The organism is Pseudoflavonifractor sp. BSD2780061688st1 E11, assembly GCF_005844125.1.
In the GTDB taxonomy this organism is placed as follows: domain Bacteria; phylum Bacillota; class Clostridia; order Lachnospirales; family Lachnospiraceae; genus Sellimonas; species Sellimonas catena.
This window is the reverse complement of sequence record NZ_SPHM01000035.1, coordinates 1-25,757: the sequence shown is the minus strand read 5'-3', so window position 1 is coordinate 25,757 and position 25,757 is coordinate 1. Positions and strand designations below refer to the sequence as shown.

Sequence of the window (25,757 nt, the reverse complement as noted above, 5' to 3'; positions counted from 1 at the left end):
AGGGCGTTTATGGATTTAAAAGATTTGGAGTATACTCTGGCAATCGCAAAATACCGTTCCATCAGCAAGGCTGCAAAAGAACTCTTTCTTTCACAGCCTTACCTGAGCAGCAAACTAAAATCTCTGGAAAAGGAACTCGGAATCCAGATTTTCCGGCGCACGTCTACCGGGATCATTCCCACCGCCTCAGGTGAAGAGCTGCTGAACAGCGCCGCAAAGATTCATTCTGAAGTGGAATATATACGCCGGCTGAAAGCGCGATCTTCCTGCCGTCTGGATATTGTATCCTACTACAGGCCGTTCTTTTTCAACTGCTTTCTCCGTTTCCAGGGGAACTTTCCTGTAGAGGGTTCTGAAAGTTTTAAGGAGCTTTCCCTGAAGGAATGTTTTCAGGCGCTCAACTCCGGGGCCGCCCGTCTTGCGCTTGTATGCTACGCGAGCAACACTCATGCCATCTATGAAAAAATGGCCCGGTCTTATCATTGTACAGTCAAAAAGCTGTTCCCGGACGTCAGACTTTCCGTAATTATGCGGAAAGGGCATCCTCTTTCCGGACATTCCTGTGTAACACCTGAAGATATGTTTCGTTTCCCACTCGTCTGTTTCAATGATTCTCTGCCGTTTTTCAGGCATATTGAACTGACGGATTTCTCCGGTATTTTATATGTCAGTGACCGCGGCGGTTTTTTTGATACATTGGAAAACAGTGACAGCATCGGAGTTCTGGCTATTCTTGGAGAAGAACCTGTCAAACAGGATATCTGTTATGTTCCGCTGGAGTCAAAATATAATACACTGGACTTCCTGTACGCAACAGCGGACAATTACCAGCCAAATCCCCGGGAGGAACAGTTTCTAGCATTTATCCGTGAGTGCGCACACCCGGTTCAAAACCGGAACTGACGGCAGTTTTCAGCTGCCAGACACATCGCTTCATAATAAAAGGCGGGAGCCCGCCCATAGGGACAGCTCCCGTCTTTTCCTGTTTTCTAGCAGATTTCCGCTCCTGCCGGAACGTCTTTTTCAGGCTGCATCAGTACGATGTTTCCATTTTCATCTTCCGCACAGAGAATCATTCCTTCGGAAAGCACGCCTGCCAGCTTCGCCGGTTTCAGGTTGACAAGAACCATGACTTTCTTTCCGACCATCTCTTCCGGTGAGTACCATTTCTTGATTCCGGACACGATCTGTTTTACCTGGCTTCCGATCTTCACCTGAGAGCAGAGAAGTTTTTTGGACTTCGGAACTTCCTCACATTTGATGATTTCGCCTACCTGGAACTGCATTTTCATGAAATCATCGTAGGAGATTTCCGGTTTTGCCTCGATATCGATCACCGGACCTTCCTCTTCCTGCGGTGCTTCTTCCGGCTGTGCAGGATGAAGTTTCTCTACTTCTTCCATCACTTCTTTGATATCTCTTCTTGCAAAAAGAATCTCCGGCTTGTCTGTCACATGGCCGTCTCCAAGCTGCGCGAGGATCTTTTCGGCTGTCTCCGGCATATATGGTGCAAGCAGTTTTGCTCCTTCGGAGATGCTTGTAATCAGGTTGTAAAGCACTGTCTCAAGACGGTCTTTCTTATCCTCTTCTTTTGCAAGTGCCCATGGCATTGTTTCATCGATATATTTGTTGCAGCGTTTGAAAAGATTGAAAATCTCTGTGATGGCGTCTGCCACTCTCAGGTCTTCCATCTTGGCGTCCACTTTGCCGGATGTCTCTTCCGTCACACGCTTCAGGTCTGCATCCACTTCTTCTGCCACGCCTTTATCCGTCACTGTTCCGCCAAAATACTTATTTGTCATGGAAACTGTTCTGTTTACAAGGTTTCCTAATGTATTGGCAAGGTCAGAGTTCATTCTCTCTACCATCAGTTCCCATGTAATGACACCATCGTTGTCAAACGGCATTTCGTGAAGCACAAAATAACGTACTGCATCCACACCGAACAGGTTGACAAGCTCATCCGCGTAGATCACATTTCCTTTGGATTTACTCATCTTGCCGTCTCCCTGCAGAAGCCACGGATGACCAAATACCTGCTTCGGAAGCGGAAGATCCAGCGCCATCAGGAAAATCGGCCAGTAAATCGTATGGAAACGGATAATATCCTTTCCGATCAGGTGCAGGTCTGCCGGCCAGTTCTTGTTGAAAAGCTCAGAGCTGTTTCCGTCCGCATCGTATCCGATTCCGGTGATGTAGTTGGTCAGCGCATCCAGCCATACATAAACGACATGTTTCGGATCAAAGTCTACCGGGATTCCCCACTTAAATGACGTCCTGGATACACAAAGATCCTGAAGTCCCGGAAGAAGGAAATTGTTCATCATCTCGTTTTTCCGCGCAACCGGCTGAATAAATTCCGGATGCTCGTTGATATGCTGGATCAGGCGGTCCGCATATTTGCTCATTTTGAAGAAGTATGCTTCTTCTTTTGCCGGTGTACACGGACGTCCACAGTCCGGACATTTACCGTCCACAAGCTGGGACTCGGTAAAGAAGGATTCGCACGGAGTACAGTACATTCCTTCATAGTATCCTTTATAAATGTCTCCCTGATCATACAGCTTTTTGAAGATCTTCTGCACCTGTTTCTCATGGTAGTCATCCGTTGTACGGATAAAATGATCGTATGATGTGTTCATCATGTCAGCGATCTCTTTCACCTGGGCAGCTACTTTGTCCACGTACTCCTTCGGAGTCACGCCTGCTTCCTCCGCCTTCAGCTCGATCTTCTGTCCATGTTCATCTGTTCCGGTCTGGAAATAGACATCGTAGCCCTTGCTTCTTTTGTATCTTGCGATTGCGTCCGCAAGCACAAACTCATACGTATTTCCGATATGCGGTTTGCCGGATGTGTAGGCAATCGCAGTCGTGATATAATACTTTTCTTTTTCATTACAATTACTGCACATAGATTTTTCTCTCCTTTTTTAATAAACGCTAAAATCAGCTTCACCTGTTGATACGGTCCACCAGTCAACGCTACAAAATAAACATAGAGTTCCGCTTGCGGAACTCTCGCGCCGAGTGCGGTCGCGTCAGCGACAAATTTCTGCCTCGCACGAGTACGCATCCCGCGGAGCGTTTTTATTTAACAGGGAACAAAGTTTCCTGTTAAATAAAAAGCCTTCCGGGGATATTTCCCCGGAAGGCGAATCCGCGTTACCACTTCCGTTTATCTGCCCCTCGCAGGACAGACCTCTGCGAGTGCCGGACGGCACCCTCCGCTGTAACGGGCGGAACCCATCATGAATTATCACGGTCATCCGTGTTCATCCATGCCGCTCTGAAGCCATCTTCCATCTTCCTTTCTCCATCCCTCTCAGCATCCGGGAATTCTCTGTAAGATTCCAGAACATGTACTCTCTTCTTCTACGCGTTTGCTTATGTAGTAAAAATGGTAGCATAGAAATTTTTGAAAGTCAAGATTTAACAATCCACTTCCCTTTTCGATTGGTTCCTACTCTTTCAATTACTCCCTTTTCTTTCATTTTTTTGATATAGTACTTCAACGTATTTTTATTTAAATTCAGTTTTTCAGCCATTTGTTTTTGAGAAAGAAACGGATTCTGTTCTATCAGTTCCATAATATTTTTTTCAGGATCATTTTCTTTAGACTGGGTGGTTTGGGTGACTGACTGGGTGGTCTGGGTGACTGACTGGGTGGTCTGTTCTTCTCTATTTCCCTCATCCAATGGTACAATAATTTTAAATATATCTCCTTCAATAAACTCGGGATCATTTCCAGAATAAAATTTACTATATTTAAATAAATTTCTTACACCAGAACCAAGCTGATCCGCATAACCAATATTTCTAAAAAAGGATGCGATAATTGGATTTTTGGGTATTGGTTCCATATTATCCGGTGTAATCACAATATTTTGAGAAGCACGATTGGCATTCTCCACATACATCCGTTCCTTTTCTATTACAAATTTTGCCTGATAAGAGCTTGTATATTCACGATGGATCAATGTATTCGCAATCATCTCACGGGTGATAATATTTCTCAGACTCTTACGTTGGTCATCTTCGAGAAAAAATTTATCCAGCAAATGCTTGCGCCCAAATTCCATTAAACGCTCATAGCTTTCTATCAAATTTGTCTGGATGATTTCTCTATCATCATAACGATCAATGTTTACTCTGCGTAAAAGCGCATCTGTCACATAGGCCGGTACAATGTCTAAAATTACATCGTCTTTTCCAAGAAGCATAACCGCTGCCAGATTGAATCCCTGCTCACCAGTTACACGATCAATAGAATATAATCTCGCACTTTTCAACAATTCATCATCTGTCATACGGCTCCACGGATGTCCGCTTCCGTTACTCTGATTTTCTGCCATAATACGAAGTTTAGGAAGCATATCAATCCGGTCATAAATTATTTTCTTGTAACTATGAACCTCGGCACTTGGTAAAACATGAATATGAATAATTGTCTTGCCCTCATATTTCAGGACTTTGGGTGACAAATAAACTGTAGGTGTAAACAACGCCGGATTGCTGACACAGCTTATAAAGTTTCTGACCATATCAGCTGCCGCATTTTCCGGCACCCCTAAAACAGTTCCATCATCCAGTACGCCTAAAAAAATGTCTCCTCCAAAACGGTTCAGAAAAGAGCATACTGTTTCATATACATCGCTTTCAATACCATTCCCACAACGCTTGAATTCCACTGCGATGGTTTCTCCTATGTCCCGTATTTCCTTAATCGCTTATGAATCCACAGCCTCGCCTCCTTATTCCGTCACTTTCCCTCCGTAGTACACCAGTCCTACAACGCCCGGTCCTGCGTGTGTGCCTATGCTTGGGCTGACATCGTTGATAACGACATCCTCAAATCCAAGATCGTTTACCATTTTCTTCACTGCGAGGGCATCCTCCATGCAGTCTCCGTGAAGGATTGCCACTTTGCGGTCTTTTCCGTAATGTTCCGGATCCAGCGACTTTTCCATGTTGGTGACAAGTGTTTTCAGCGCCTTCTTCCGCCCGCGGACAGTGCCGTCGGATTTCAGTTCTCCTGATGCCGTTATACGAAGAAGCGGCTTGATGTTGATCATGCTGCCGACAATCGCAGTCGTTTTGGAGACACGTCCTCCTCTTTGAAGATGGTGCAGATCATCCACGGTAAACCAGACATTGATATGGCTTCGTTCTTCATTCAGTACTGTCAGGACTTCCTGCATTGCTTTCCCCTGCTCCCTTAATTCTGCCGCCCGGTACACTGACAGACCTTCGCCGAGGGATGCATTCAGGGAGTCAAAGATCTCGATTTTCCTGTCCGGATACTCATCGAGCAGCTCCCTTGCCACCATGCGCACGTTGTTATAGCTGCCGCTCAATGCGCTGGAAAATGCGATGTGGAGAATATCTTTTCCTTCTTTTAAAACTGCCTCGAATTTTTCACGGATGACCGCAGGATTGTTTGCCATGGATTTCGGAAGTTCTCCCTTTCTCATGGTCTCATAAAATTCATGCGGGGACATGTTTTTTTCGTCTCCGTAAACCTCATCTCCGAATGCGTAGTACTGCGGAATCACCGGGATTCCATATTTCTTCAAAACCTCTGCCGGCACATCCGAATTTGAATCTGTTGTAATCGTGTAGTCCATCGTTGTTCTGCCTCCTCATTTCATCTCTTTTCTCTAACTTTGTTTTCTCCGCTTGATCACTTTCAGTCTTGTAAATTCTTCTCTGTCTTTTTCTTCCAGTGCGTTGCTGATGCTTGATACAAGCTGTGTATACATCGGGATAGTGATGTTCTGCAGCGCATTGGCTCTCTTCTGCGTCTTTTTAATATTGGAAGCAAGCCGGTAAGCCGCATTCTCCACCATGGAAAGCTTCACCGTCAAATCTTTCACCTTCCGGAAAGCTTCCGCCGCCCGGTCCGCGGACTCTTTTGTCGCGCTGAACGCATAAGTCGGAACCGGGGTCTTCGGCGTATATTTCACATGCGGGATCTCCGTCCCCATGATACTTCTTGTCTGGATCACGATCGAATCTTCGATCGGAACCGTATATGCGATCTGGGAGATCGTATTGATCCCGTTTTCAATATTTGCCTTCTGAAGGCATTGATACGCATAGGCAAATGTGCTGTCAATCTCCTCCTGAATGGTGCGGGCCTGATCGATCAGATCCATCAGTTCCCGGATCAGAATGTTTCTCTTTTTATCCATCAGTTCATATCCCTGCTTCGCAAGCGCAAGAGAATTCTTCGCAAGCATCAGGTTGCCTTTTGTCGGAAATGTCCGTGGATCCAACAGCCTCACCCCTTTACATTTCTTTATTTGCTACAGAGCCTGGACTCGCACTCATGGTGACACCTTCATCCCGTTTTGTCGGATGATAGTATTTGTCCAGAATCTTCGTATTAACACGGTCCAGCTCCTCTCTCGGAAGCCGTCCAAGAAGCTCCCATCCAAGATCCAGTGTCTCCTCGATGGTACGGTTTTCCTCCGGACCCTGACCGATGTATTTCTCTTCAAATTCCTTCCCGAACGCAAGATATTCTTTATCGATCGGGGAAAGTTCGTCCTCTCCGATAACCGATGCCAGATTTCTTGCGTCCCCCACTTTTGCGTAGGCGGAAAACAGCTGGTTTGCCAGATCCTGATGATCCTCTCTCGTGTAACCCTCTCCGATTCCGTCTTTCATTAGACGGGACAGGGACGGCAGGACGCTGATCGGCGGATAAATGGACTGACCGTTTAAGTTCCGGTCCAGTACTATCTGTCCTTCTGTAATATATCCGGTCAGGTCCGGGATCGGGTGGGTAATATCATCGTTCGGCATCGTCAGAATCGGAATCTGCGTTACCGAACCGCCTGCACCCTCCACGATGCCCGCTCTCTCATAGATCGCGGCAAGTTCACTGTACAGATAACCCGGAAAGCCCTTCCGGCTTGGGATCTCTCCTTTGGAGGAGGACACCTCACGCATGGCCTCGGCAAAGGATGTCATATCCGTCAGGATGACAAGGATATGCATGTTCTGCTCAAATGCCAGATACTCTGCAACCGTCAGCGCTACTTTCGGCGTAATCAGACGTTCCACCACCGGATCGTTTGCCAGATTCAGGAACATGGCCACATGGTCTGCCACGCCGCTCTCCTCAAAAGTTCTGCGGAAAAAGTCCGCCACGTCATGTTTGACTCCCATGGCCGCAAAGACAATGGCAAACTCTTCACCGGAATCCTCTCCCAGAGACGCCTGCTTGACGATCTGCGCTGCAAGCTGGTCATGCGGCAGTCCGTTTCCGGAGAAGATCGGCAGCTTCTGTCCTCGAATCAGCGTAGTCAGGCCATCAATTGCCGAAATCCCGGTACGAATATAGTTCCTCGGATATTCCCGTTTTACCGGGTTGAGCGGCAGTCCATTGACATCCCGCCTCACTCGCGCGGCAATCGTTCCCAGATCATCGATCGGCTGTCCGATTCCATTAAAGGTTCTTCCAAGCATCTCGCGGGACAGTCCGATCTCCATCGGATGCCCGGTGAGTCTGGTGTGGGTGTTGACAAGGGACATTCCCTCGGATCCTTCAAAGACCTGGATGACCGCCTTGTCCCCATAAAGCTCAATGATTCTTCCAATCCGCTTCTCGTTTCCTCCCACAATAAATTCTACAATTTCATCATAAAACGCATCCTGTACCCCTTCCAGTACAATGAGGGGACCGTTAATGCTGCTAAGCCCAAGATATTCGATTGGCATAACTGTTCCGTTCCCTCCTTTTATGCATTTTTCTCCAGCACACGCTGGTAGAAGGTATCAATGTCCCGCCGGTACTGCGCAAACAGTTCCAGCCGGTCATTCGGCACATCGTACTTGATGGCAATGACACGTTCAAAAATATTTTCCGACTTCAAAACCGACATCGGATGCCCCATTGTCACAAGGGCCCGTGCCTGTTTGTACAGATATAAAATCGTATCCATCATCAGGAACTGCTTTTCCAGAGAGACGCACGTATCATCTTTGTGGAAAGCGTTCTGCTGCAGGAAGCCCAGACGGATGACTCTTGCAATTTCCAGAATCAACTTCTGGTCATCCGGCAGAACGTCACTTCCGATCAGCTTGACGATTTCCAGAAGGCTGCTCTCCTGATTCAGAAGGGCCATCAGCCGGTTCCGGTAATCTACAAACTTCGGAGAAACATTGTCCTGATACCAGTGGGACAGATCCTGCAAATATTCACTGTAACTGGAAAGCCAGTGGATGGCCGGGAAATGTCTGGAGTAGGCAAGGCTCTTGTCCAGTCCCCAGAAGCATCTCACAAACCGCTTCGTATTCTGTGTGACCGGCTCCGAGAAGTCACCGCCCTGAGGCGATACCGCCCCGATAATGCTGACTGATCCTCTCGTACCGTTTAAGTTCTGCATCATGCCCGCTCTCTCATAGAAAGCCGACAGCCTGGATGCAAGGTAAGCCGGGAATCCTTCTTCTGCCGGCATCTCCTCCAGACGTCCGGAAAGTTCACGAAGAGCCTCCGCCCATCTCGATGTGGAGTCCGCCATGATCGCCACATCATATCCCATGTCCCTGTAATACTCGGCCAGAGTAAGTCCCGTATAGATACTTGCCTCACGGGCCGCCACCGGCATGTTGGACGTATTGGCAATCAGCGTCGTCCGGTCCATCAGAGGGTTTCCGGTCCGCGGGTCTGTCAGTTCCCCAAACTCCTCCAGAACCTGGGTCATTTCATTTCCACGCTCTCCGCATCCGATATAGATAATAATGTCCGCATCGGACCATTTGGCAATCTGATGCTGGGTCATTGTTTTTCCTGTTCCGAATCCTCCCGGGATCGCAGCTGTTCCGCCTTTTGCGATCGGGAACATCGTATCGATGATCCGCTGTCCCGTCACAAGCGGTACCGATGCCGCAAACCGCTGGCTCACCGGGCGCGGTGTCCGGATCGGCCACTTCTGGGCCATCGGAATCTCCACCGTTTGTCCGTTTCCTGTATCCAGAGTCAGAAGCGGCTCTTCGATCGTGTACGGCCCGTCCTCCCGCACAGATACGACCGTACCGTGCAGATGCGGCGGAATCATACATTTATGGACAATAGCTCTTGTCTCCGGTACCTCCGCAAAAATATCGCCGCCGTTGACATAATCGCCTTTCTTCACAGTAAAATGGGTGTCCCATTTCTTTTCACGGTCGAGGGAGTCGACCGAAATTCCTTTTGTAATAAAAGCTCCGCCCGTCTCTGATATTTTTTCCAGCGGACGCTCAATTCCGTCAAATATATTATTCAGAATCCCGGGCGCCAGAGTCACCGACACTGCATTTCCGGAGGCGGTCACTTCTTCTCCCGGGCGAAGTCCCGATGTCTCCTCGTACACCTGAATAGTTGTCCGGTCCTTATCGAGGGCAATGACTTCTCCGACCAGATGATCCTTTCCCACATAAACCATTTCGGACATTCCGAATCCGGTATTGCCTTTCAGATAGATGACAGGCCCGTTAATTCCATAGATTTTCCCAGTCTTAGACAACTCCATCACCTCCCAGGAATACAAATTCATCATACTCCGATCTCAGAGCGGTCCTGAAAGAATGATCAATCAGAATATTTCTGCCGCGGATGACTGCCCGGACTCCTCCGATGAAGTCTTCGTTGCTGATCGTCAGCATGGTGCCGGACTTTAATTCCAGCTCCTCTTTCATCTCCTGATCCGAAGGATTGATATAGATTGTCAATCCCTCATCGCCCGCAAATTCTACAGACTTCCGGATACAGCGCAGAAGAAAGTCCCGGTACTTCTCTGTTTTCATATAGGATGCCACCAGTTCCATGACCTCCCGGAACACCTTGTCCTTTAGTTCTTTCTGCACTCTTCCTTCCTGCCTCTTCAGATCCAGCTGTGCCTTTGCCATCGCCTGGTTTTTCTGCTGTCTGGCATTGACTGTCTCCGCTTTGATCCGGGTCTCCATCTGGCGCACGGCCTCCTGCTTATGATCCTCAAACACCTTGTCGAGGGCCGCGCGGTAACTCGTTATAATCTCATTTCCTTCTGCTCTGGCCGCCTCCATTGAGGAGGTCTGAATCTTCGCAATTTTCTCATCTAATGTCAAAAGGAATCCCTCCTTTTATAATTTCAGTCCGATTGCTTCGGTAATATAAGATGTGATAAAGTCTTTTCTCCGTCCGGTTCCGTGTCTGTCAGGAATCTCCACAAGCAGAGGCATTTTCCTCTCCAGACGGAATTCGTCGATGAGATCCGGAAATTCTTTCCCGAATTTCTCCGTCAGAAGGACAATCCCCACAGTCTTGTCCTTCAGGACATTCTGGAGCGCCTCATAGAGCTCCTCACGTTCGTGTACGACAACTCCGTCCACGCCTGCAAGGCGCATTCCTGTATACGTATCGACATTATCACTGATCAGAAACATCTTCATCTTATAACTGTCCCAGGATCATGAAGGAGATGATCAGCCCGTACAGGCAGACACCTTCTGCAAGTCCTACGAAAATCAGCGACTTACCAAGGACGCTGGAGTCCTCGCTGATCGCGCCAAGTGCCGCGCTCGCTGCACTTGCCACGGCGATACCGCCGCCGATACAGGATAAACCGGTAACCAGTGCGGCCGCGATATAGCCCATTCCCGTTGCTGTAGAGGCAGAGGCTGCCGCGTCCGCCGCCTGTACATTCGGTCCTGCAAACATCATAATCGATGCCAGAACGAATGCTCCGAAGAAGAAAAATACATTCACTCCAATGGCACGTTTGTAACGCCCTTTGTTCTTCTCTCCGATCAGATAATATCCAAACGGAATGATAATACTTAAGATCAGTGCTGCAATTAGCGCTATTCTCGCTGCAAGAGTCATAATAAAGTCCTCCTTTATTTTTCCATTTTTCTGTTTTTGTTATATGGCTCAAACTTTCTTCCGCTTCCTTTATAGAACCGGCTGAACATCTCATAGTATTCCAGACGAAGTACCTGGATTCCGACTACAAGTCCTTCCATCAGACAGACAAACAGGTTTCCAAGCACGATCACCACCCAGTTTGTATGCCCGCCCTCTACTCCGGCAAGCATCAGTACGACCTCCATCATCGCCGCATGGCTGACGGCAAAGGCTCCGATACGCACGAAAGAAAGAGTGTTCGAAAAATAGCTCAGGAGCATCTCGAACAGTTCAAAAAATCCTTCTACCAGGAACATCACTGCTCCTTCTTTCATCTTCTCTTTCTTCTTCAGAAGCGTGTTTGTCAACGGCTCCTTAAAGAGAATCAGAAGAAGCGGCACTCCGAACATCACAAGAAGCACGATTCCTGCCGGTGTCTTGTGTCCGGTCATGAACAGAACCACAACCGCCACAATCGATCCGTAAAAGACAAGTCCGGCCACTCCGTTCGGATCAAACCATGCGCCCTGAACATCGTGTCCCCGGAACGCATTGATAATATGAAGTACCATCGCCACCAGAATCAGCAGCATTCCAAAGGCAATCGACACGATAAATACCGTATTTAGTTTCCCGACAAACGGGAGTGTCGTCATATGGTCGATGGGCCTAAGCCACAGAGGCTCTATGATATCTTCAAATCCGAACACACTTCCAAACATGAAGCCGAAGATTGTTGAGAATACTCCTGCCGTAGCAATGATTCCCGCAAGCGGGAGTTTCTTAAAGTGGTAAATCAATGCTCCCACAATGACAAGCAGAAGTCCCTGGCCTACATCGCCGAACATCACTCCGAAGATGAAGGAATAGGTGATTCCCACAAAAAGGGTCGGGTCAATCTCATCGTGGGACGGCAGCCCGTACATACCGACGAACATCTCGAACGGCTTGAAAATCTTCGGGTTTTCCAGTTTTGTCGGCGGTTCTCCGAAGTAGCTGTCATGGTCGTCCTCCACGACAACAAAAACCTTGTCGTCCTGCTCCGCTTCCGCCATAAACTTTTTGACGTCCTCTTCTGCCATCCAGCCGCAGAGGATATAGTAATCTTCTTTTTTATCTTCCACCCTGGCCGCCATCTTACGGACGTCGAAATTGTGAGCAAGCTCTTCCAGCCTCTGCTTCGCCCACACAAGCTGCGGGGCTTTCTGTTCCAGCATCTTCGCCGCTTCTTTATCCAGGTCATCAATTTTCTTCTGGATTTCATACATTTCCTTCAGAAGCTTCTGGCTTGCTTCCTCCGGCGATCCTTCGTACTGCGCCGGAATCTCAATCCGCTCAAAATGAAGGGACCGGAATACCGCATCCGTCTTCTGGAGATCCGCAGGTGCGGCAAAGTAAGCACCGTAGACAGATGTCCCGTCCTGCGCTCCTTTTACAAAAACCGCATCCAGATCATTCAGGAGATATTTCTCCAGCTTCTGGTACTGCTCCACCGGCATCTTACCGAAGCGGTAGGCAATATATTTATAATTCAGGATCTTTCCAAGATCACCGCCCATCGGCCGGAACGGCTCGATGATTTTCTGTCTGGCTGCAATCTCTTCTTTCTTCTTTTTCCACTGATCCTGCTGTGACTGCAGTTTTAAATATTCCTCATTTGTTGTCCGGATCAGTTCAAAAATATCATTGAGCCCCATTTTCGTATCCGGTAAGGTCTTATCCGGATCTTCCAAAAATCCCACAAACTGCACCGCTTTAAGAAGTGCATCCCTGTACGGATTCATTTCCACAAAGGGCCTTAAATTGTCCACTGTCTTCAGCTCAGAAAGCGCTGATTCCAGCTGGATTTCATATCGTGACAGATACAGATCCATCACACGGTCAATATCACTGCGCGGCCCTGAGATATTGACAAATTTCATTTTTACAATCATTTTTTCTGCCCTCCTGTATACTCCATGATCTCATCCGAGGATACACCATAGCGCACACATTCTATCACGGTCGTCAGCTTTTTGATCTCCTCCTCTTTCATAAAGAGGTAGGTATTGATCGACGCAATAGAGTACGGATTTCTCCTCCGGTCTGTCGTGTACAAATAATACAGATAATCCGCGTACATCTTTTCCACCGTCAGATTCTGGCCAAAATCATAGTGTCTTGCGTACGAGGTCTTCTGCACGGCATTCTGAAATTCCTCCAAAGTCGGCGCTTCCACCATCTCTTTGACCAGCCCGGTACTGATCTTGTACTGGATCGGAATCAGCAGCGCATAAATATCCGGCGGGGACAGGCTGAAATATTTCTTGGCCCGGTAAATCCACTGAATATTCAGCATATTGATCTGGGTCCCGTAATCTCTCGCAAAAAGCTCCAGCTCCTTGTCCTTCAGGATCTTCTTGTGATCCTTCCACATGGAAACAAAGTAATACAGATTCAGTGCCAGATCATAATCAAACAGTGTCGCCTTCCCTGAATCCCTCAGCTTCTTTAACGTCTCATAGTATTCCGTTCCCTTCAGATTTTCAATCAATTCGTCCGTCGTTCTTGCATGAACCAGCTTTTCGATGGAAATCTGCGAATACCGGTCAAAAAATGCTTTCTTATGGTTCAGATCGAAAGGCTCCTGATAGTGGTTGATGACGATCCTCAGGCAATAGTTGATCAGCTCCACTTCATACCGCTTCAGATAAAGCTTTAAAAACTTTCTCTGCTCCAGTGTGCAGAAACGGTAAATCTTCGTGTAATCATGGTACAAGGACAGTTCCAGAAGCTTCTCGATGTTTCCCCTGTGTACAAGGGACGGCTCCAGATTCTCCAGGATTTCCCTGTATACAGTATTCTGAATCAGGTAAGAAACCACTTCCGGCACACTGCTCATGACCATGATCTCATCAAACTGCTCTTTTGTAAGGAGTTTGGCCTCCATTGCCCTTAGCTTCGTGACAATCCCACTGTAGGCAAGTAAATTTCCCATAAGCTACACCTCTGTGATCCGCTTTAAAATATCTTCTGCATACAATGTATGCTTCTCCTCATACTCCTTTTGAAGGGATGCGATGAGCTCCCGGCTTGTATTTTCCTGACCGGTAAGAAGGTTCTCCTTATCATGCTCAAGCCCCTCCTGAATCTTTTCGATCCGGGCTTTTGTCTCCTCCTCCATCCGAAGGTCAAATGCCTTTCTCTTCTCTTCGTATTCCCTGTCGAGTTTCTCTTTCTCAGCCTCTGCATGCGCTACAATCGCCGATGCAGTCTGCTCAATTTCCGTCAATTTGTTGATTACAGAGTCCATAGAAAGCCCCCTTTTTGTATAATTTGCAATTATCTCTTATCATACAACTTTTAAAATAAAATGCAATGGTTATTTCAAAAGTTTAACATTTGACCGCACTATTTCACATATAATATGACAAATTCTATCTGGAGCCTGAATTTATGAAATTTTCACTCCCAGTTTTCTCATGTTTTCGCAGAAAAAAAGTCCGGTTTGTCCTTCTGGCGGCGGTCAGCCTGGCCGCTGTCTCTCTGCTGATTTATTCCTTTCTTCCGCCCTCTTCGGACCCGGATTCTTTCTTTTCCAGAACGATCACCTCAAACAGCACGGATGAACAGTTTGAAGCATTTACAAAAACACTTTTCTGCCAGGAGGTGTCCGGCGATTCCATCAGCCTGCACTTTAATTTAAAGGATCCGGAAAGCTACGGGATTCTGGACGCGCCTGTCACCTTCGGTACCTTTGTATCCTCTCCCGAGAGTTCCGGAGCATCTCTGGAAAATACTCTGGCAGCACTTGACCGCTTTTCGCCAAAAAAGCTGTCCAAAGAAAATCAGCTCACCTGGCGGATTCTGGATTCTTATCTTGAGACCGCCCTTTCCTGTTCCGAATATCTTCTATATGAAGAGCCGTTAAGTCCGCTCACCGGAACCCAGTCCCAGCTTCCGGTTCTGCTCTCTGAATTTACTTTTGAGACTACAGAGGATATCGATACATACCTGTCACTTCTATCTACCATGCCGGATTACTTTCAGTCTCTGATTGACTTCGAACAGGCCAAATCCGAGGCTGGCCTTTTCATGTCTGACGACAGAGCGGACGCCGTCATCCAGGAATGTCAGGACTTCGTCTCCATGGGAGAAGATCACTATCTTCTCTCCTCCTTTGAAGAGCGCCTCGACGAGATGGGCACACTCTCGGACAGCGAACGCACCCTGTACACAGCCAAAAACAAAGATCTTCTGACTACTCAGGTCTTTCCGGCTTACCAGATTCTGATAGACGGGCTGACTTCACTGAAAGGTTCCGGCACTTCCGACACGGGGCTTTGCAGTCTCCCGGACGGCAAAGAATGCTATGAAGCATTTCTGAAACAGGAAATCGGAACGGACCGTTCCGTCGAGGAACTTGAGCAGCTCGCCGCCTCCCGGATCATCTCTGATATGAAAGAGATGAAAGCAGCGCTTCCCGCCTCCGGAATCGTGTCGGACGTTGTCCTTCAGGAATCCTCCCCGGAATCCATCCTCCTGGAACTGAAACAGAAAATGGAGCCGTCCTTTCCAGACATCCCGGACGTTTCCTTTACCGTCAAGCAGGTGCCAACATCCACGCAGGAATATTTAAGCCCCGCCTTTTATCTCATCCCGCCCATCGACGACAGTACCCAAAATACGATTTACATCAACCCGCGACATGAAATGGAAGGCTTAAACCTTTTCACCACACTGGCCCATGAAGGCTATCCGGGCCACCTCTACCAGACGACCTATTTCCTTTCGCAGGATCCGGATCCGATCCGCACCGTCCTGAACTTTGGCGGATATGTGGAGGGATGGGCCACCTACACAGAAATGATGTCCTACTATCTGGCGCCGATCTCCAAAGAAGAGGCCGTTATCCAGCAGAAAAACGCGTCTATCATCCTCGGTCTCTATGCTCTGGCCGATATCGGAATCCATGAAAAAGGCTGGTCGGAAGAAGACACGCTTGCTTTCTTCTCCCAATACGGTATCGGTGACAAAGACAGCATTTCGGAAATCTATCAGCTGATTCTGGGGGATCCGGCCAACTATGCAAAATATTACTTCGGTTATCTGGAATTTCTGGAACTGAAAAAAGAGGCCATGACCCGCTGGGGCGAAAATTTTTCCCAGAAACGGTTTCATAAGTTTGTTCTGGATATCGGGCCGGCTCCTTTTGATCTGATCAGAGAAGAACTGGAAAAAACGGACGCATAGAAAAAAGAGAAGACAGCGGTCACACAGGGCATCTGCCCCGGACCGGTCTGTCTTCTCTTTCGTTTCATTTCTATTATTCTGCTACGAATACTTCTTTTCCCATACCGCAGATCGGGCATACCCAGTCTTCCGGAAGGTCTTCAAAAGCTGTTCCCGGTGCAATTCCGTTATCCGGATCACCTACTTCCGGGTCATATACATATCCGCATGGTTCGCAAACATATTTCTGCATTTTATATTCTCCTTTCTTCCTATACAAATAGTAAGAATTACTATTTTTATTTATGACCAGTATAATCTATATTACAAAAAAAATCTATCCCTAAATTTGTTTTTTAATAAATTATTTACATTTTTCCGGCAAGCCATACACTCGCCGCAAGTCCGGCCGCCGTCGCAATCATCGCTCCGGCCAGTGTATATCTTGTCTTTTTCACCTTTGCAGTCATAAAATACACAGACATCGTATAAAAAATCGTCTCCGTACACGCCATGGAGATGGAGGCGATCCTCCCTATGTAAGAGTCTGTCCCGAATTCCTTGTAAATATCCGTCAAAAGTCCGGTAGCCGCCGACGAGGAAAACATTTTGACGACAGAAAGAGGTACCAGCTCTCCCGGGAATCCGATTTTCTCCGTCCACTGTCCCAGAATTCCGGACAGAAACTCCAGAAAACCTGAGGCCCGGAGTACTCCCACTGCCACCATCAGCCCTACGAGTGTCGGCATGATCTTCAACACCGTATAAAACCCATCCTTCGCCCCTTTGATAAATGTCTCGTAAACCTGTACCCGTTCCAGAATTCCGGAGACAACAATCGTAAAAATCAGAAAAGGGACGATGTACTGAGACAGAAATAAAACAAACTGCATATTCTGTGCTCCTTCGCATATCGTCCCTTAATTATACGCACACTGTTCCGTTTTATGATTCCGCTTCCCGGTTTTGCTCCAGTCCCTTCATGATTTTAAAGTACATGACCAGAAGCAGGCTTCCCGCAAGAATCCATGCCATCGGACTGGCAAGGCAGGCGCCCACGTAACTTCTGTGACGTGAGGCAATCATTGCCACCACACCTCTTCCGATCAATTCGGCAATTCCCGCAGTCATCGGGAGGAATCCGTATCCCATTCCCTGAATTCCGTTGCGGTACAGGTTCACCACAGTCAGCGGGATGAAGAATACAGACACACAGATCAGATACGTCCGGACTCCGCCAATTACCTGCGGTACATCCGCAGCTTCTACAAAGAGATACGTAAGATAATGTCCGCCCAGGACCATCAGTACCGCAACCACAACCGAATAGACGGAACCGATGATGGTTGCCGAGCGGAATCCCCGCCGGATTCTTTTGATATCTCCCGCTCCCATATTCTGGGCACAATAGGTCGCCATGGCCGTTCCAAGAGCCACATAGGCCTGAGTTACAATCTGCTCGATCTTGCTGGCTGCCGTAAAGGCCGCAACGGAGATGGAGCCGAGCAGATTCAGCGCGGACTGCACCATCATTGTCCCGATAGCAGTAATCGAATACTGAAGCGCCATCGGAAATCCGATCCGCATCTGTGTCCTCAAAAGATCTCCTTCCACTTTCCAGTCTTCTTTGTGGAGATGCAGATGCGGCACCGCCTTCCAGATGTAAATCAGACATGCCGCCCCCGACACGCCCTGAGAAATGACAGTCGCATAAGCCGCCCCTGCCGGTCCCATGCCAAAACAGATGATGAACACCAGATCCAGCACGACGTTCAGAAGCGCCGCCAGAATCAGAAAATAAAGCGGTGTCCGGCTGTTGCCGAGTGCTCTTAAAATACTGGAAAGCAGATTATAAAGTACCTGGGCAAAAATCCCGGCACAGATAATGACAATATATTCGTACGCATAGTCAAAAATGTCTTCCGGCGTATTCAGAAGTCTCAACAAGTCTTTCATAAAGATCACGCTGGCCGCTGTCATCACCACGGAGACAATCAACGACAGAATCGCGGCAGACGCCACTGTTTTCCTCATTGCATTCATATCGCCTGCACCGAATTTCTGCGCCGTCAACACGGTAAACCCGGCAGTCAGCCCGATCAGAAATCCGATAATCAGGAAATTGATCGTCCCTGTCGCCCCGACTCCTGCAAGTGCCTTTGTCCCGACAAATTTCCCGACAACCACGGCATCCACCATATTATAAAACTGCTGGAACACATTTCCTATAAAAACCGGCATCGTAAACCGGACAATCAGCTTTCCGGGACTTCCCTTTGTCATATTGTTTTCCATAGCTGTTCTCCCTTCTCGCATTCCTTTTTTTACTCATATTTTTTCATTCTACCGCTCCGCATGTAATCGCGCAATCCCCTTTTTTATTTACAATTCTTTTTTCTCATGCTACACTCAAGAAAAACCGCTCAGGGGAGGGGATTATATGGACCAGATACAGACTTTTTCAGAATTTAACAGTAATCTTTTTCAGGAAATTTATATGCTTTTCTGCGGAATGCAGGATTGCCCGCCCCTTTATTCCTATGGACCTGCTGTCCGGGACTCCTACATATTTCATATATGCACAAAAGGAAAGGGAACTTTTTATTCCGGAGAAAACAGTTATTCCATCGAAACGGGGCAGGGCTTTTTGATTCGGCCTGACAGGCTCACCTTCTATCAGGCCGATGAGACGGATCCGTGGAGTTATGTCTGGGTTTCCGTTGCCGGCACCGACATTGCCCGCTACTTCGAGCTGATCGGAATCACGCCGGACCACCCGGTCTTTACCTGCCCGGACCCGGAGAAGGCAAAGAGCTATGTCCTGGATATGATCGCCCACCATAAGATGAGCTTCCAGAATGAAATTTATATTCAAGGGGTTCTGCTGCAGTTTCTGGCCCTCCTGATCGAAGGCTCCGGCTACAAAAGCAAAAGTAGTAAAAAGGTTGCAGACGTCTATGTCAGCCAGGCCATTTCCTATATATATAAGAACTACCAGAACCCGGTATCCGTTCAGGAAATCGCAGACTTTCTATCCCTCAACCGGAGTTATCTGACGGAACTGTTCTTAAAGACTGTACACCTGTCTCCACAGCAGTTTCTCGTCAAATACCGCATGACCAAGGCGTGTGAACTCCTGGAAAATACCAGTCTCCCCATTGAACACATTGCCTATTCCTGCGGATACTCCAGCACCTTTTCTTTCTCCAAGGCATTCCGGAAGGTCAATGGAACAAGCCCTTCCCGGTACCGCCAGGATAAGAAAACGAATCCTTATTCGATGGAGCTTAAGAGATACAGCCGGGACTGATAGTCCCCGTTCTTTCCGTTGTACTTCTCTTTATTCTCCCCGGAGGAGGCATCGGACACATTCAGGCCGTACCAGAGAAGTTCATCTCCGTAGAGATCTTCCTCGTATTTTCCTGGCTCCATCCCGGCGACATGATACTTCCGGTCCGGATCCAGCCCCTGAAGCCTGACTTTTTTATACGGTCCGTTCACAGACTGCAGGACCTTGTAATATCCGACAATCGCCCGGGTTTTATCTTCTGATACGACCATCCACGCCGTCTCATTTCCCTCAAACGGACTTAACAGCCGGTAAAAAGTGCCGTACTGAATCAGGTGACGGTACTGTTTCATAAACGCAATCTGTGCTTTGACCTCTTCTTTTTCTTCTTCTGTCAGCCTGTTCGGATCCAGCTCATACCCAAAAGTTCCAAAATACGCCACATTCGCACGTGTTTCCAGAGACGTGTTTCGAAGCAGCTGATGATTCGGCACCGCAGACACATGGGCTCCCATGCTGCTGACCGGATAGACAAAAGAGGTTCCGTACTGGATTTTGCATCGCTCTACCGCATCCGTATCATCAGATGTCCAACACTGCGGCGCATAGTAAAGAAGTCCCGGATCAAATCTCGCCCCGCCGCTTGCGCAGGACTCAAACAGGATTTCCGGAAATTCCTTCGTCAGCATATCGTAAAGCCGGTACACACCCAGTATGTACTTGTGCATGACTTTTCCCTGATCCTTTGCACCGGCACCCGCCGAATACACTTCAGACATACTCCGGTTCATATCCCATTTAATATAGGAAATCGGAGCTTCTGTCAGAACCTTTTTCATCTGTTCAAAGATCGCGTTCACAACTTCTTCTCTGGAAAAATCAAGGACATACTGATTACGTCCCACCGACACCTTTCTTCCCGGCACTGACAAAATCCAGTCTGGATGCTCCCTGTAAAGCCTGCTTTCTTTATTCGTCATTTCCGGCTCAAACCAGAGTCCGAATTTCAGTCCCATTTCCTCTACCCTTCTGGCCACTCCTGTAATGCCATCCGGCAGTTTTTCCAGATTCGGATACCAGTCGCCCAGAGAAGAGGTGTCGTCATTACGCTTTCCAAACCATCCGTCATCCAGCACAAACAGTTCCACTCCAAGCTCTTTTGCTGTTTTTACAATTTCAAGAATCTTGTCCTCGTCAAAATCAAAATAGGTTGCTTCCCAGTTGTTGATGAGAACCGGTCTTTCCCGGTCTCTCCAGAATCCTCTTGCAAGGCGGCTCCGGTAAAGCGTATGATATGCCTGGCTCATACCATTCAGTCCGTGATCCGAATATACCATCACAGCCTCCGGAGTCTGGAAGGTCTCTCCCGGTTTCAGATTCCAGGAAAAAGTATCCGGATGAATTCCCATCGTCACTCTTGTTGTGTCATACGTGTCGACATCCGCCTGCGCAAGGAAATTTCCGCTGTAGACCAGGCTGAACCCATAGACTTCTCCATTTCCCTCTGTCGTCTCCTCCCGCTTCAAAGCCAGAAACGGATTATAATTGTGGCTGCTGCATCCACGCAGACTGTATACTGCCTGCACTCCATGCTCCAGCTTTCTCTCCTTGACCGAACGTTCCCTTGCCCATGCTCCGGTCAGCTCGATCATCTCAAAATCCATATCCGGAAGATCAACACTCATACTCATTGCCCGGTCCAGAACAATTTCCTGATCTCCCTTCTGCGTAATCTTCGCACTACGTGCAACTGCCGGAACATTCGCAAAGATTGTATAATATAAAGTAATTTCCGTACCGGATACCTGATCTTCCAGATACAGTTCGAGTGTATCCGCTTCCTCTTCTTTCTCTACATAGGTTGCCGGCAGTCCGGAAAGCTCCGGTTTTCCCTGATAAATGCTGTGTCCTTTGTAAAGGAACTCGGATATCCGGCTGCCGTTTTCCTGAAGAATCTCAAGAGCCGGATATCTCATATCCCCTGATCCGTACACCGGGTATTCCTGCTTGATGTGCTCCATGGAAAATTCCAGTTTTCCTTCAAACGGGCATACAGACATCGGTCTTGCCCGGAAATTCAACATATGCGCAAAACTCTCCCTGTCCCGTAATTTCTTTCCAAAATAAATATGTCCGATCTGTCCATTCTCCAGTACATTCAAAATATAGCTGATGTTCTGATTATACAGATGAAATTCCATCGATGATTTGTGAAAACAAACCGCCATTTCTGCTCCTCCTTTTTCCCCTGATCTTGCGATCCGTAATCTTCTCGTTTTTACTACAACTAATTATAATCATTTCACATTTTTATGCCAGTTCAAGATGTCAGGTAAATATGTCCAAATGTCAGGTAAATGATTGTGTGTTCAAAATGTCCACATCCGGCGAAAAAAGAAAAAGACGGCACCAAACCTGATGTCGTCCTCCTCCTTGGAAGTATCCTTCATCTTAACTTGTCCTTGTCTCCCTGCTTTCCAGCGTTCTCTACCGCTGGAACCAGAGCATCTGCTCCTGTAACCGTATGAATCCTCTGTCCGTACGGTTATTTTTCTCTTTTCTGGCATTTGATCCGTACAGATGTCTTATTCTCTACCGCTGCTTTTTACCCTTTTAAAGATATAACCGCACAGATGGCTTCTTTTGTACGGTTACATCTTCCTATTTTCATGTCCAATCCGTACGGCCATCCTGTTTCGTACGGTTGTGTTTCTCTTTTTGCTATCCCGTCCGTAATTTTCTTTATTCTGTCAGGCATTGGATATATTTTTTTACGCTGTCCTCCTGCCGGAAGGAATGGGTCACTTCATAATGTCCATTCTGGGCCAGCATCCGGAGTTTTTCAGGCTCTTTCATCAGTTCAATGATCTGTCCGGCCAGTGTTTTTGCATCCCCGAACGGATGAAGCCGCCCTGTTATACCATCATAAACAAGTTCTCTTGTCCCGTCCACGTCCGATGCCAGTACTACGCAGGACTCATTCATCGCCTCCAGGATCGTAAAAGAACAGCTCTCCGTCCTGGATGGAGAAATGACGATTTCATGTTCCTGATACGCCTTCTCCATGCAGTCGCAGAATCCTTTCAAAATGCATTGTTCTTCCAGATGATGTTCCCTGATATAGTCCCGGACCTCCTGTTCCTGTCTGCCTGTCCCGTAAATGTTCACCTTTGCCTCCGGTATCTGCTGCCGCACCAGATCCATTGCCTTCAAAAGTGTAAAAATTCCTTTTGTCTCCGTCAGGCGTCCGGCATACATGAGGCGGATTTCTTCATAAGTTCTTTCCCGGTACGGTTTCGCTTTCACTCCGTTATAGACTGTGGCAAGCTTCTGATACTCCACACCTGCTGCCTGAAAAGCTCTCCGTCCCGCCAGTGATACGGTGATCACCTTTTCTGCCTGATTCGCCAGTGAAAAATATTCTTTTCTCGGCTCGATATATTCCGGATCATCAAAAATCGCCAGATGTTCGGTGAGATATAACTGATATGTCCTGTTTTTCTGCCTGAGAAGCCGGATCTGAATCCCGCTGTCAGCATGAGAATTGACGATTTCGGCGCAGCGGTCATTCAAGCTCTTGATCATTCTCTCCACCGCTTTCTCATCCGTAAAATCACATTCCTCAATCTGCACCAATGCATCCACACGGGTTTCATAGACGTTCTTTTTCGCGGCAATCAGCGTAATTTCATATCCTCTCTTACAAAGCTCATTCGCCAGACAGATCAGGCAGGTCGATACCCCGCCGTATCCCGGCTTATCATCAATAAAAATCAGCCTGCGTCCCATTTTTATACCTCCTTATTCCGCACTTCAAGAACCAACCCTTTCTTTGCCAGCCGGTCTATATATTCAGAAATTTCTTTCTGATTTTCCTCATCCAGATTGGCATTCCACTCATCGAAAAGGAACAGCCTCACGGACGGATCTTTCATCCGGTCGAGCACTTCCTCCACATTCGCCCGCAGACGTTGTCCTGTAGAATATGCCCTCTCATTACTATCCTCAAAAAACAATCTCGTATGGTTCGGGAACAGATAGGCCCGATCCCCAAAATACTCTTTGATCCGCATCAGAACTGTTGTTTTCCCGCTTCCGTTTGTTCCGGTAATCAAAATCCGCCCATACCTTTCCTCTTCTGCACAATCCTTCAAAAATTCCAGAAAGTTTTCCACATTCTCGAAGCGAAGTTCCACATCACCTGAGGAAAACCGGAGATTCTCCCAACGGATCGTCCCATGATATTGATTTTCTTTCTCCACAGCTGATGCTGCATGATCGATGTTCCGAACCTTTTCCCGGATTCCGACCAGTTCGGTAACATATTCCACTATGACGCTCAGATACTGAATGTTGCTCACCTGCCGTGGAAGCGTTACAATGACAGACGTCATCCGGCCCACGTTTCCTGCACTGTCCGCCAACGTCCACAGCACTACCAGAATCATCGGAAAGATACTTCCAACCATAATCAGAAGAGACAGTATATTATTACTGAAACGGTACTGTGTCTCTGTCTTCTCCGCTTTGTCAACGGTCCGCCCAAACACCTCTTTCCACCGGCTCCAGTTATAGCGGTTTCCAATCAGGAGAGTATCCCAGCCGTCAAACAATCTATTCTGCACAGCACTCTGTGCTTCCTGCGCTCCGGCACTCTTACGGACAATTTTTCCCCTTGCCGTCAGAATTCCCGCTGCAATCACCGCTGCTGCACAAAGATATGCAGCAAAAAACCACGGACTCAAAGACCAGCCAATGACGAGGACATTGAAAACCACATTCAAAACCGTCGCCATCAGATCTCCAAAGAATTCGTATGTTTTCTCAATAGTCTGCCACGTCTGATTCTGGAAATACGATTGTCGCTCTCCTCCAAATGCATGACTTGTTTTTAACGACGGCTGATTATATAAATTACTCTCATAAAGAGAAAGATATCTCTGAAACGTTGCATATTCCGCTTTTACCATATATTTCTGACTGAAAATCCGGGGTACAAATACCAGGACGAGAGAAAGCACAAAGATCCAAAACCAGATCATTCCCTCCCCTTTCAGGATTTCCGAGCTCAATGCAATCATCGCATAGGTGGATGTCGCGGCAATCAACTGTTCCAAGATAGTAAAAACCAGGAATAAAATACTGAATTTATTAACAAAATGTCTCATATACATCACCTACTTTTCCTTAGTACTATCAATACACTTACCGCACTCACACCAAAGCCAGCAGCCAGAAAAATTAAAAACTGCTCTATTGTCACAATTTCCAGAAGAATTCCAAAAATACCATAAATAACTCCAGAACACAGCGACCGTATCAAGGACATCACGGATAAAATCGTTGCCCTGTTTCTTTCTACAATCCATTCCTGTATGATGCTGTCCGCCACAGTAAAAATGATTTCCGGCACAAAGCATAAAATTAACGAAATCACAAAAAACAGTCCCTTATTCTGAACCTGGGACAACCATAAAAATCCCAAACACTCTGTTATCAGAGCCAGAAAGATGATCCTGCTTCTGTTAAAAATTCGATTCAGCGGACTCACTGCCAGATAGGCAAACGAATTCCCTATGTACGATAGGGAGAAAAACAAACCGATCGCCGACACGCTGATCCCAACTGATTCCAGAATCAGCTGGTTCAGATTGTAATAACCGCACGCTATTCCATCAATCATACTGATGCCAATAAAGAAAAGGAGGAACATTCCAAGCGGCCGGTATAAAATATTGTCTTTCAACGTTTTTATCAGTTTTCCTGTGCTTTTTTCTCTTTCTGCAAACGGCATGAGGTCTTTCACTCTGCACATAAATCCTGCTGCCACTATCAGAATCAGCATTGTCAAAAGATACGGAAGATTCCAGGAATACTGCGCAAGCTGAGCTCCGATAAAAATTGCACCGCCCATAACAGCCGACTGCGCCGCAAGAATTCTGGAATTAATCTTCAAATACTGATCTTCCATCTTCCGGCCTGCAAGCATCTGATAAAGTAAGGCCGAATCACTGCCGGAAATAAAAGTATACGCAACTGCTTCCAGACCTGCCAACAATATCAGCCAGACTTTCTCCTGCGCTGCTACCATCAGTCCCGCCTGACATACCAGCAATATCGTTCCTGTAATAATGGAATTTTTCCTTCCGATCCGGTCTCCAATATATCCCGTCGGCACCTCGCTGACCGCTGTACATATATTGTAGACGACAGAATACATCGAAACTTCCACGATCGAAAGCCCTTTTTGCTGTAGATAAATCAAAAAAATACCCCGCGTCAGGATCGCCGCACTGGTAATGGAATAAATATGATGTTGGGGTCGAAACTATATAATTAGTTGTGCCCTGTACCTATAGTACCTTGAAAAATTCATATTTTGTAGTA

Annotated in this window: 22 protein-coding genes and 1 other annotated feature; of the genes, 3 read left to right on the top strand and 19 right to left on the bottom strand. The window is 47.3% G+C overall.

Annotated elements, in window-relative coordinates; translation table 11 throughout:
- The first annotated feature begins 9 nt into the window (after positions 1-9).
- On the top strand, positions 10-903 hold the full coding sequence (locus tag FGQ85_RS14145) for a LysR family transcriptional regulator (protein ID WP_171027976.1): 894 nt from the start codon (positions 10-12) through the stop codon (positions 901-903).
- A gap of 86 nt (positions 904-989) precedes the next feature.
- On the opposite strand, the gene metG is transcribed toward FGQ85_RS14145, so the two are convergent.
- The 12 genes from metG to FGQ85_RS14085 form a co-directional block, all read right to left on the bottom strand.
- Positions 990-2,912: a methionine--tRNA ligase gene (metG, locus tag FGQ85_RS14140; RefSeq protein ID WP_087169032.1), complete on the bottom strand. Its 1,923-nt coding sequence runs from the start codon at positions 2,910-2,912 to the stop codon at positions 990-992.
- 232 nt (positions 2,913-3,144) lie between these two features.
- Positions 3,145-3,384, bottom strand: a binding site (T-box leader).
- A gap of 38 nt (positions 3,385-3,422) precedes the next feature.
- On the bottom strand, positions 3,423-4,688 hold the full coding sequence (locus FGQ85_RS14135) for a winged helix-turn-helix transcriptional regulator (protein WP_243128573.1): 1,266 nt from the start codon (positions 4,686-4,688) through the stop codon (positions 3,423-3,425).
- A 63-nt stretch (positions 4,689-4,751) separates the two neighbouring features.
- Positions 4,752-5,624, bottom strand: a complete 873-nt coding sequence (locus FGQ85_RS14130; protein WP_138373761.1) for a DegV family protein — start codon at positions 5,622-5,624, stop codon at positions 4,752-4,754.
- A gap of 33 nt (positions 5,625-5,657) precedes the next feature.
- Positions 5,658-6,275 (bottom strand): V-type ATP synthase subunit D, encoded by a 618-nt coding sequence (locus FGQ85_RS14125; RefSeq protein WP_138373760.1) that lies wholly within the window; start codon positions 6,273-6,275, stop codon positions 5,658-5,660.
- Positions 6,276-6,288: 13 nt separating this feature from the next.
- Positions 6,289-7,725 carry a V-type ATP synthase subunit B gene (locus tag FGQ85_RS14120; protein WP_138373759.1) on the bottom strand — a complete coding sequence of 479 codons (1,437 nt, stop codon included), beginning with the start codon at positions 7,723-7,725 and terminating at the stop codon, positions 6,289-6,291.
- Positions 7,726-7,745: 20 nt separating this feature from the next.
- Complete coding sequence (locus FGQ85_RS14115; protein ID WP_087253879.1) at positions 7,746-9,512, bottom strand: V-type ATP synthase subunit A; 1,767 nt, start codon at positions 9,510-9,512, stop codon at positions 7,746-7,748.
- A complete protein-coding gene (locus tag FGQ85_RS14110) occupies positions 9,505-10,092 on the bottom strand; it encodes a V-type ATP synthase subunit E (protein ID WP_242959050.1) in 588 nt (195 codons plus the stop codon). Before FGQ85_RS14110 ends, FGQ85_RS14115 begins: the two co-directional genes overlap by 8 nt.
- A gap of 15 nt (positions 10,093-10,107) precedes the next feature.
- Positions 10,108-10,416, bottom strand: coding sequence for a V-type ATP synthase subunit F (locus tag FGQ85_RS14105; protein WP_087169026.1), 309 nt, complete (start codon positions 10,414-10,416; stop codon positions 10,108-10,110).
- A gap of 1 nt (position 10,417) precedes the next feature.
- A complete protein-coding gene (locus tag FGQ85_RS14100) occupies positions 10,418-10,849 on the bottom strand; it encodes an ATP synthase subunit C (RefSeq protein WP_087169025.1) in 432 nt (143 codons plus the stop codon).
- A 14-nt stretch (positions 10,850-10,863) separates the two neighbouring features.
- Positions 10,864-12,804, bottom strand: coding sequence for a V-type ATPase 116kDa subunit family protein (locus FGQ85_RS14095; protein WP_087253882.1), 1,941 nt, complete (start codon positions 12,802-12,804; stop codon positions 10,864-10,866).
- On the bottom strand, positions 12,801-13,847 hold the full coding sequence (locus tag FGQ85_RS14090; RefSeq protein WP_138373758.1) for a V-type ATPase subunit: 1,047 nt from the start codon (positions 13,845-13,847) through the stop codon (positions 12,801-12,803). The genes FGQ85_RS14095 and FGQ85_RS14090 overlap by 4 nt, the downstream gene beginning before the upstream one ends.
- Before the next feature lie 3 nt (positions 13,848-13,850).
- A complete protein-coding gene (locus FGQ85_RS14085) occupies positions 13,851-14,162 on the bottom strand; it encodes a hypothetical protein (protein ID WP_087169022.1) in 312 nt (103 codons plus the stop codon).
- A 143-nt stretch (positions 14,163-14,305) separates the two neighbouring features.
- Here FGQ85_RS14085 and FGQ85_RS14080 point away from each other — a divergent pair, with 143 nt between their 5' ends.
- Positions 14,306-16,102, top strand: coding sequence for a DUF885 domain-containing protein (locus tag FGQ85_RS14080; RefSeq protein WP_138373757.1), 1,797 nt, complete (start codon positions 14,306-14,308; stop codon positions 16,100-16,102).
- A 73-nt stretch (positions 16,103-16,175) separates the two neighbouring features.
- Here the strand turns inward: FGQ85_RS14080 and rd are convergent, their stop codons facing one another.
- The 3 genes from rd to FGQ85_RS14065 all read right to left on the bottom strand — a co-directional run bounded on the left by rd (position 16,176) and on the right by FGQ85_RS14065 (position 18,376).
- Positions 16,176-16,334: a rubredoxin gene (gene rd, locus FGQ85_RS14075; protein WP_024733984.1), complete on the bottom strand. Its 159-nt coding sequence runs from the start codon at positions 16,332-16,334 to the stop codon at positions 16,176-16,178.
- A gap of 115 nt (positions 16,335-16,449) precedes the next feature.
- Positions 16,450-16,974, bottom strand: a complete 525-nt coding sequence (locus FGQ85_RS14070) for a nucleoside recognition domain-containing protein (RefSeq protein WP_087169020.1) — start codon at positions 16,972-16,974, stop codon at positions 16,450-16,452.
- A 52-nt stretch (positions 16,975-17,026) separates the two neighbouring features.
- Positions 17,027-18,376 carry an MATE family efflux transporter gene (locus tag FGQ85_RS14065; RefSeq protein WP_087169019.1) on the bottom strand — a complete coding sequence of 450 codons (1,350 nt, stop codon included), beginning with the start codon at positions 18,374-18,376 and terminating at the stop codon, positions 17,027-17,029.
- 145 nt (positions 18,377-18,521) lie between these two features.
- On the opposite strand from FGQ85_RS14065, the gene FGQ85_RS14060 reads away from it, so the two are divergent.
- Positions 18,522-19,391, top strand: a complete 870-nt coding sequence (locus tag FGQ85_RS14060) for an AraC family transcriptional regulator (protein WP_242960217.1) — start codon at positions 18,522-18,524, stop codon at positions 19,389-19,391.
- On the opposite strand, the gene FGQ85_RS14055 is transcribed toward FGQ85_RS14060, so the two are convergent.
- The 4 genes from FGQ85_RS14055 to FGQ85_RS14040 all read right to left on the bottom strand — a co-directional run bounded on the left by FGQ85_RS14055 (position 19,355) and on the right by FGQ85_RS14040 (position 25,635).
- Positions 19,355-21,598 (bottom strand): alpha-galactosidase, encoded by a 2,244-nt coding sequence (locus tag FGQ85_RS14055; protein WP_138373756.1) that lies wholly within the window; start codon positions 21,596-21,598, stop codon positions 19,355-19,357. The two genes, FGQ85_RS14060 and FGQ85_RS14055, sit on opposite strands and share 37 nt — an antisense overlap.
- Before the next feature lie 514 nt (positions 21,599-22,112).
- On the bottom strand, positions 22,113-23,159 hold the full coding sequence (locus FGQ85_RS14050) for a glycosyltransferase family 4 protein (protein ID WP_138373755.1): 1,047 nt from the start codon (positions 23,157-23,159) through the stop codon (positions 22,113-22,115).
- Positions 23,160-23,161: 2 nt separating this feature from the next.
- A complete protein-coding gene (locus tag FGQ85_RS14045; protein ID WP_138373754.1) occupies positions 23,162-24,538 on the bottom strand; it encodes a hypothetical protein in 1,377 nt (458 codons plus the stop codon).
- Between the two features lie 5 nt (positions 24,539-24,543).
- Positions 24,544-25,635, bottom strand: coding sequence for an MFS transporter (locus FGQ85_RS14040; RefSeq protein WP_171027975.1), 1,092 nt, complete (start codon positions 25,633-25,635; stop codon positions 24,544-24,546).
- Positions 25,636-25,757: the final 122 nt, after the last annotated feature.

Bases quoted from the DNA above. Each gene is read 5' to 3' on its own strand.
- FGQ85_RS14120 (WP_138373759.1), bottom strand. From the start codon at position 7,725: ATGCCAATCGAATATCTTGGGCTTAGCAGCATTAACGGTCCCCTCATT.
- FGQ85_RS14105 (WP_087169026.1), bottom strand. From the start codon at position 10,416: ATGAAGATGTTTCTGATCAGTGATAATGTCGATACGTATACAGGAATG.
- FGQ85_RS14045 (WP_138373754.1), bottom strand. From the start codon at position 24,538: ATGAGACATTTTGTTAATAAATTCAGTATTTTATTCCTGGTTTTTACT.
- rd (WP_024733984.1), bottom strand. From the start codon at position 16,334: ATGCAGAAATATGTTTGCGAACCATGCGGATATGTATATGACCCGGAA.
- FGQ85_RS14080 (WP_138373757.1), top strand. From the start codon at position 14,306: ATGAAATTTTCACTCCCAGTTTTCTCATGTTTTCGCAGAAAAAAAGTC.
- FGQ85_RS14095 (WP_087253882.1), bottom strand. From the start codon at position 12,804: ATGATTGTAAAAATGAAATTTGTCAATATCTCAGGGCCGCGCAGTGAT.
- FGQ85_RS14145 (WP_171027976.1), top strand. From the start codon at position 10: ATGGATTTAAAAGATTTGGAGTATACTCTGGCAATCGCAAAATACCGT.
- FGQ85_RS14070 (WP_087169020.1), bottom strand. From the start codon at position 16,974: ATGCAGTTTGTTTTATTTCTGTCTCAGTACATCGTCCCTTTTCTGATT.
- metG (WP_087169032.1), bottom strand. From the start codon at position 2,912: ATGTGCAGTAATTGTAATGAAAAAGAAAAGTATTATATCACGACTGCG.
- FGQ85_RS14130 (WP_138373761.1), bottom strand. From the start codon at position 5,624: ATGGACTACACGATTACAACAGATTCAAATTCGGATGTGCCGGCAGAG.
- FGQ85_RS14055 (WP_138373756.1), bottom strand. From the start codon at position 21,598: ATGGCGGTTTGTTTTCACAAATCATCGATGGAATTTCATCTGTATAAT.
- FGQ85_RS14085 (WP_087169022.1), bottom strand. From the start codon at position 14,162: ATGGACTCTGTAATCAACAAATTGACGGAAATTGAGCAGACTGCATCG.
- FGQ85_RS14065 (WP_087169019.1), bottom strand. From the start codon at position 18,376: ATGGAAAACAATATGACAAAGGGAAGTCCCGGAAAGCTGATTGTCCGG.
- FGQ85_RS14060 (WP_242960217.1), top strand. From the start codon at position 18,522: ATGGACCAGATACAGACTTTTTCAGAATTTAACAGTAATCTTTTTCAG.
- FGQ85_RS14050 (WP_138373755.1), bottom strand. From the start codon at position 23,159: ATGGGACGCAGGCTGATTTTTATTGATGATAAGCCGGGATACGGCGGG.
- FGQ85_RS14090 (WP_138373758.1), bottom strand. From the start codon at position 13,847: ATGGGAAATTTACTTGCCTACAGTGGGATTGTCACGAAGCTAAGGGCA.
- FGQ85_RS14100 (WP_087169025.1), bottom strand. From the start codon at position 10,849: ATGACTCTTGCAGCGAGAATAGCGCTAATTGCAGCACTGATCTTAAGT.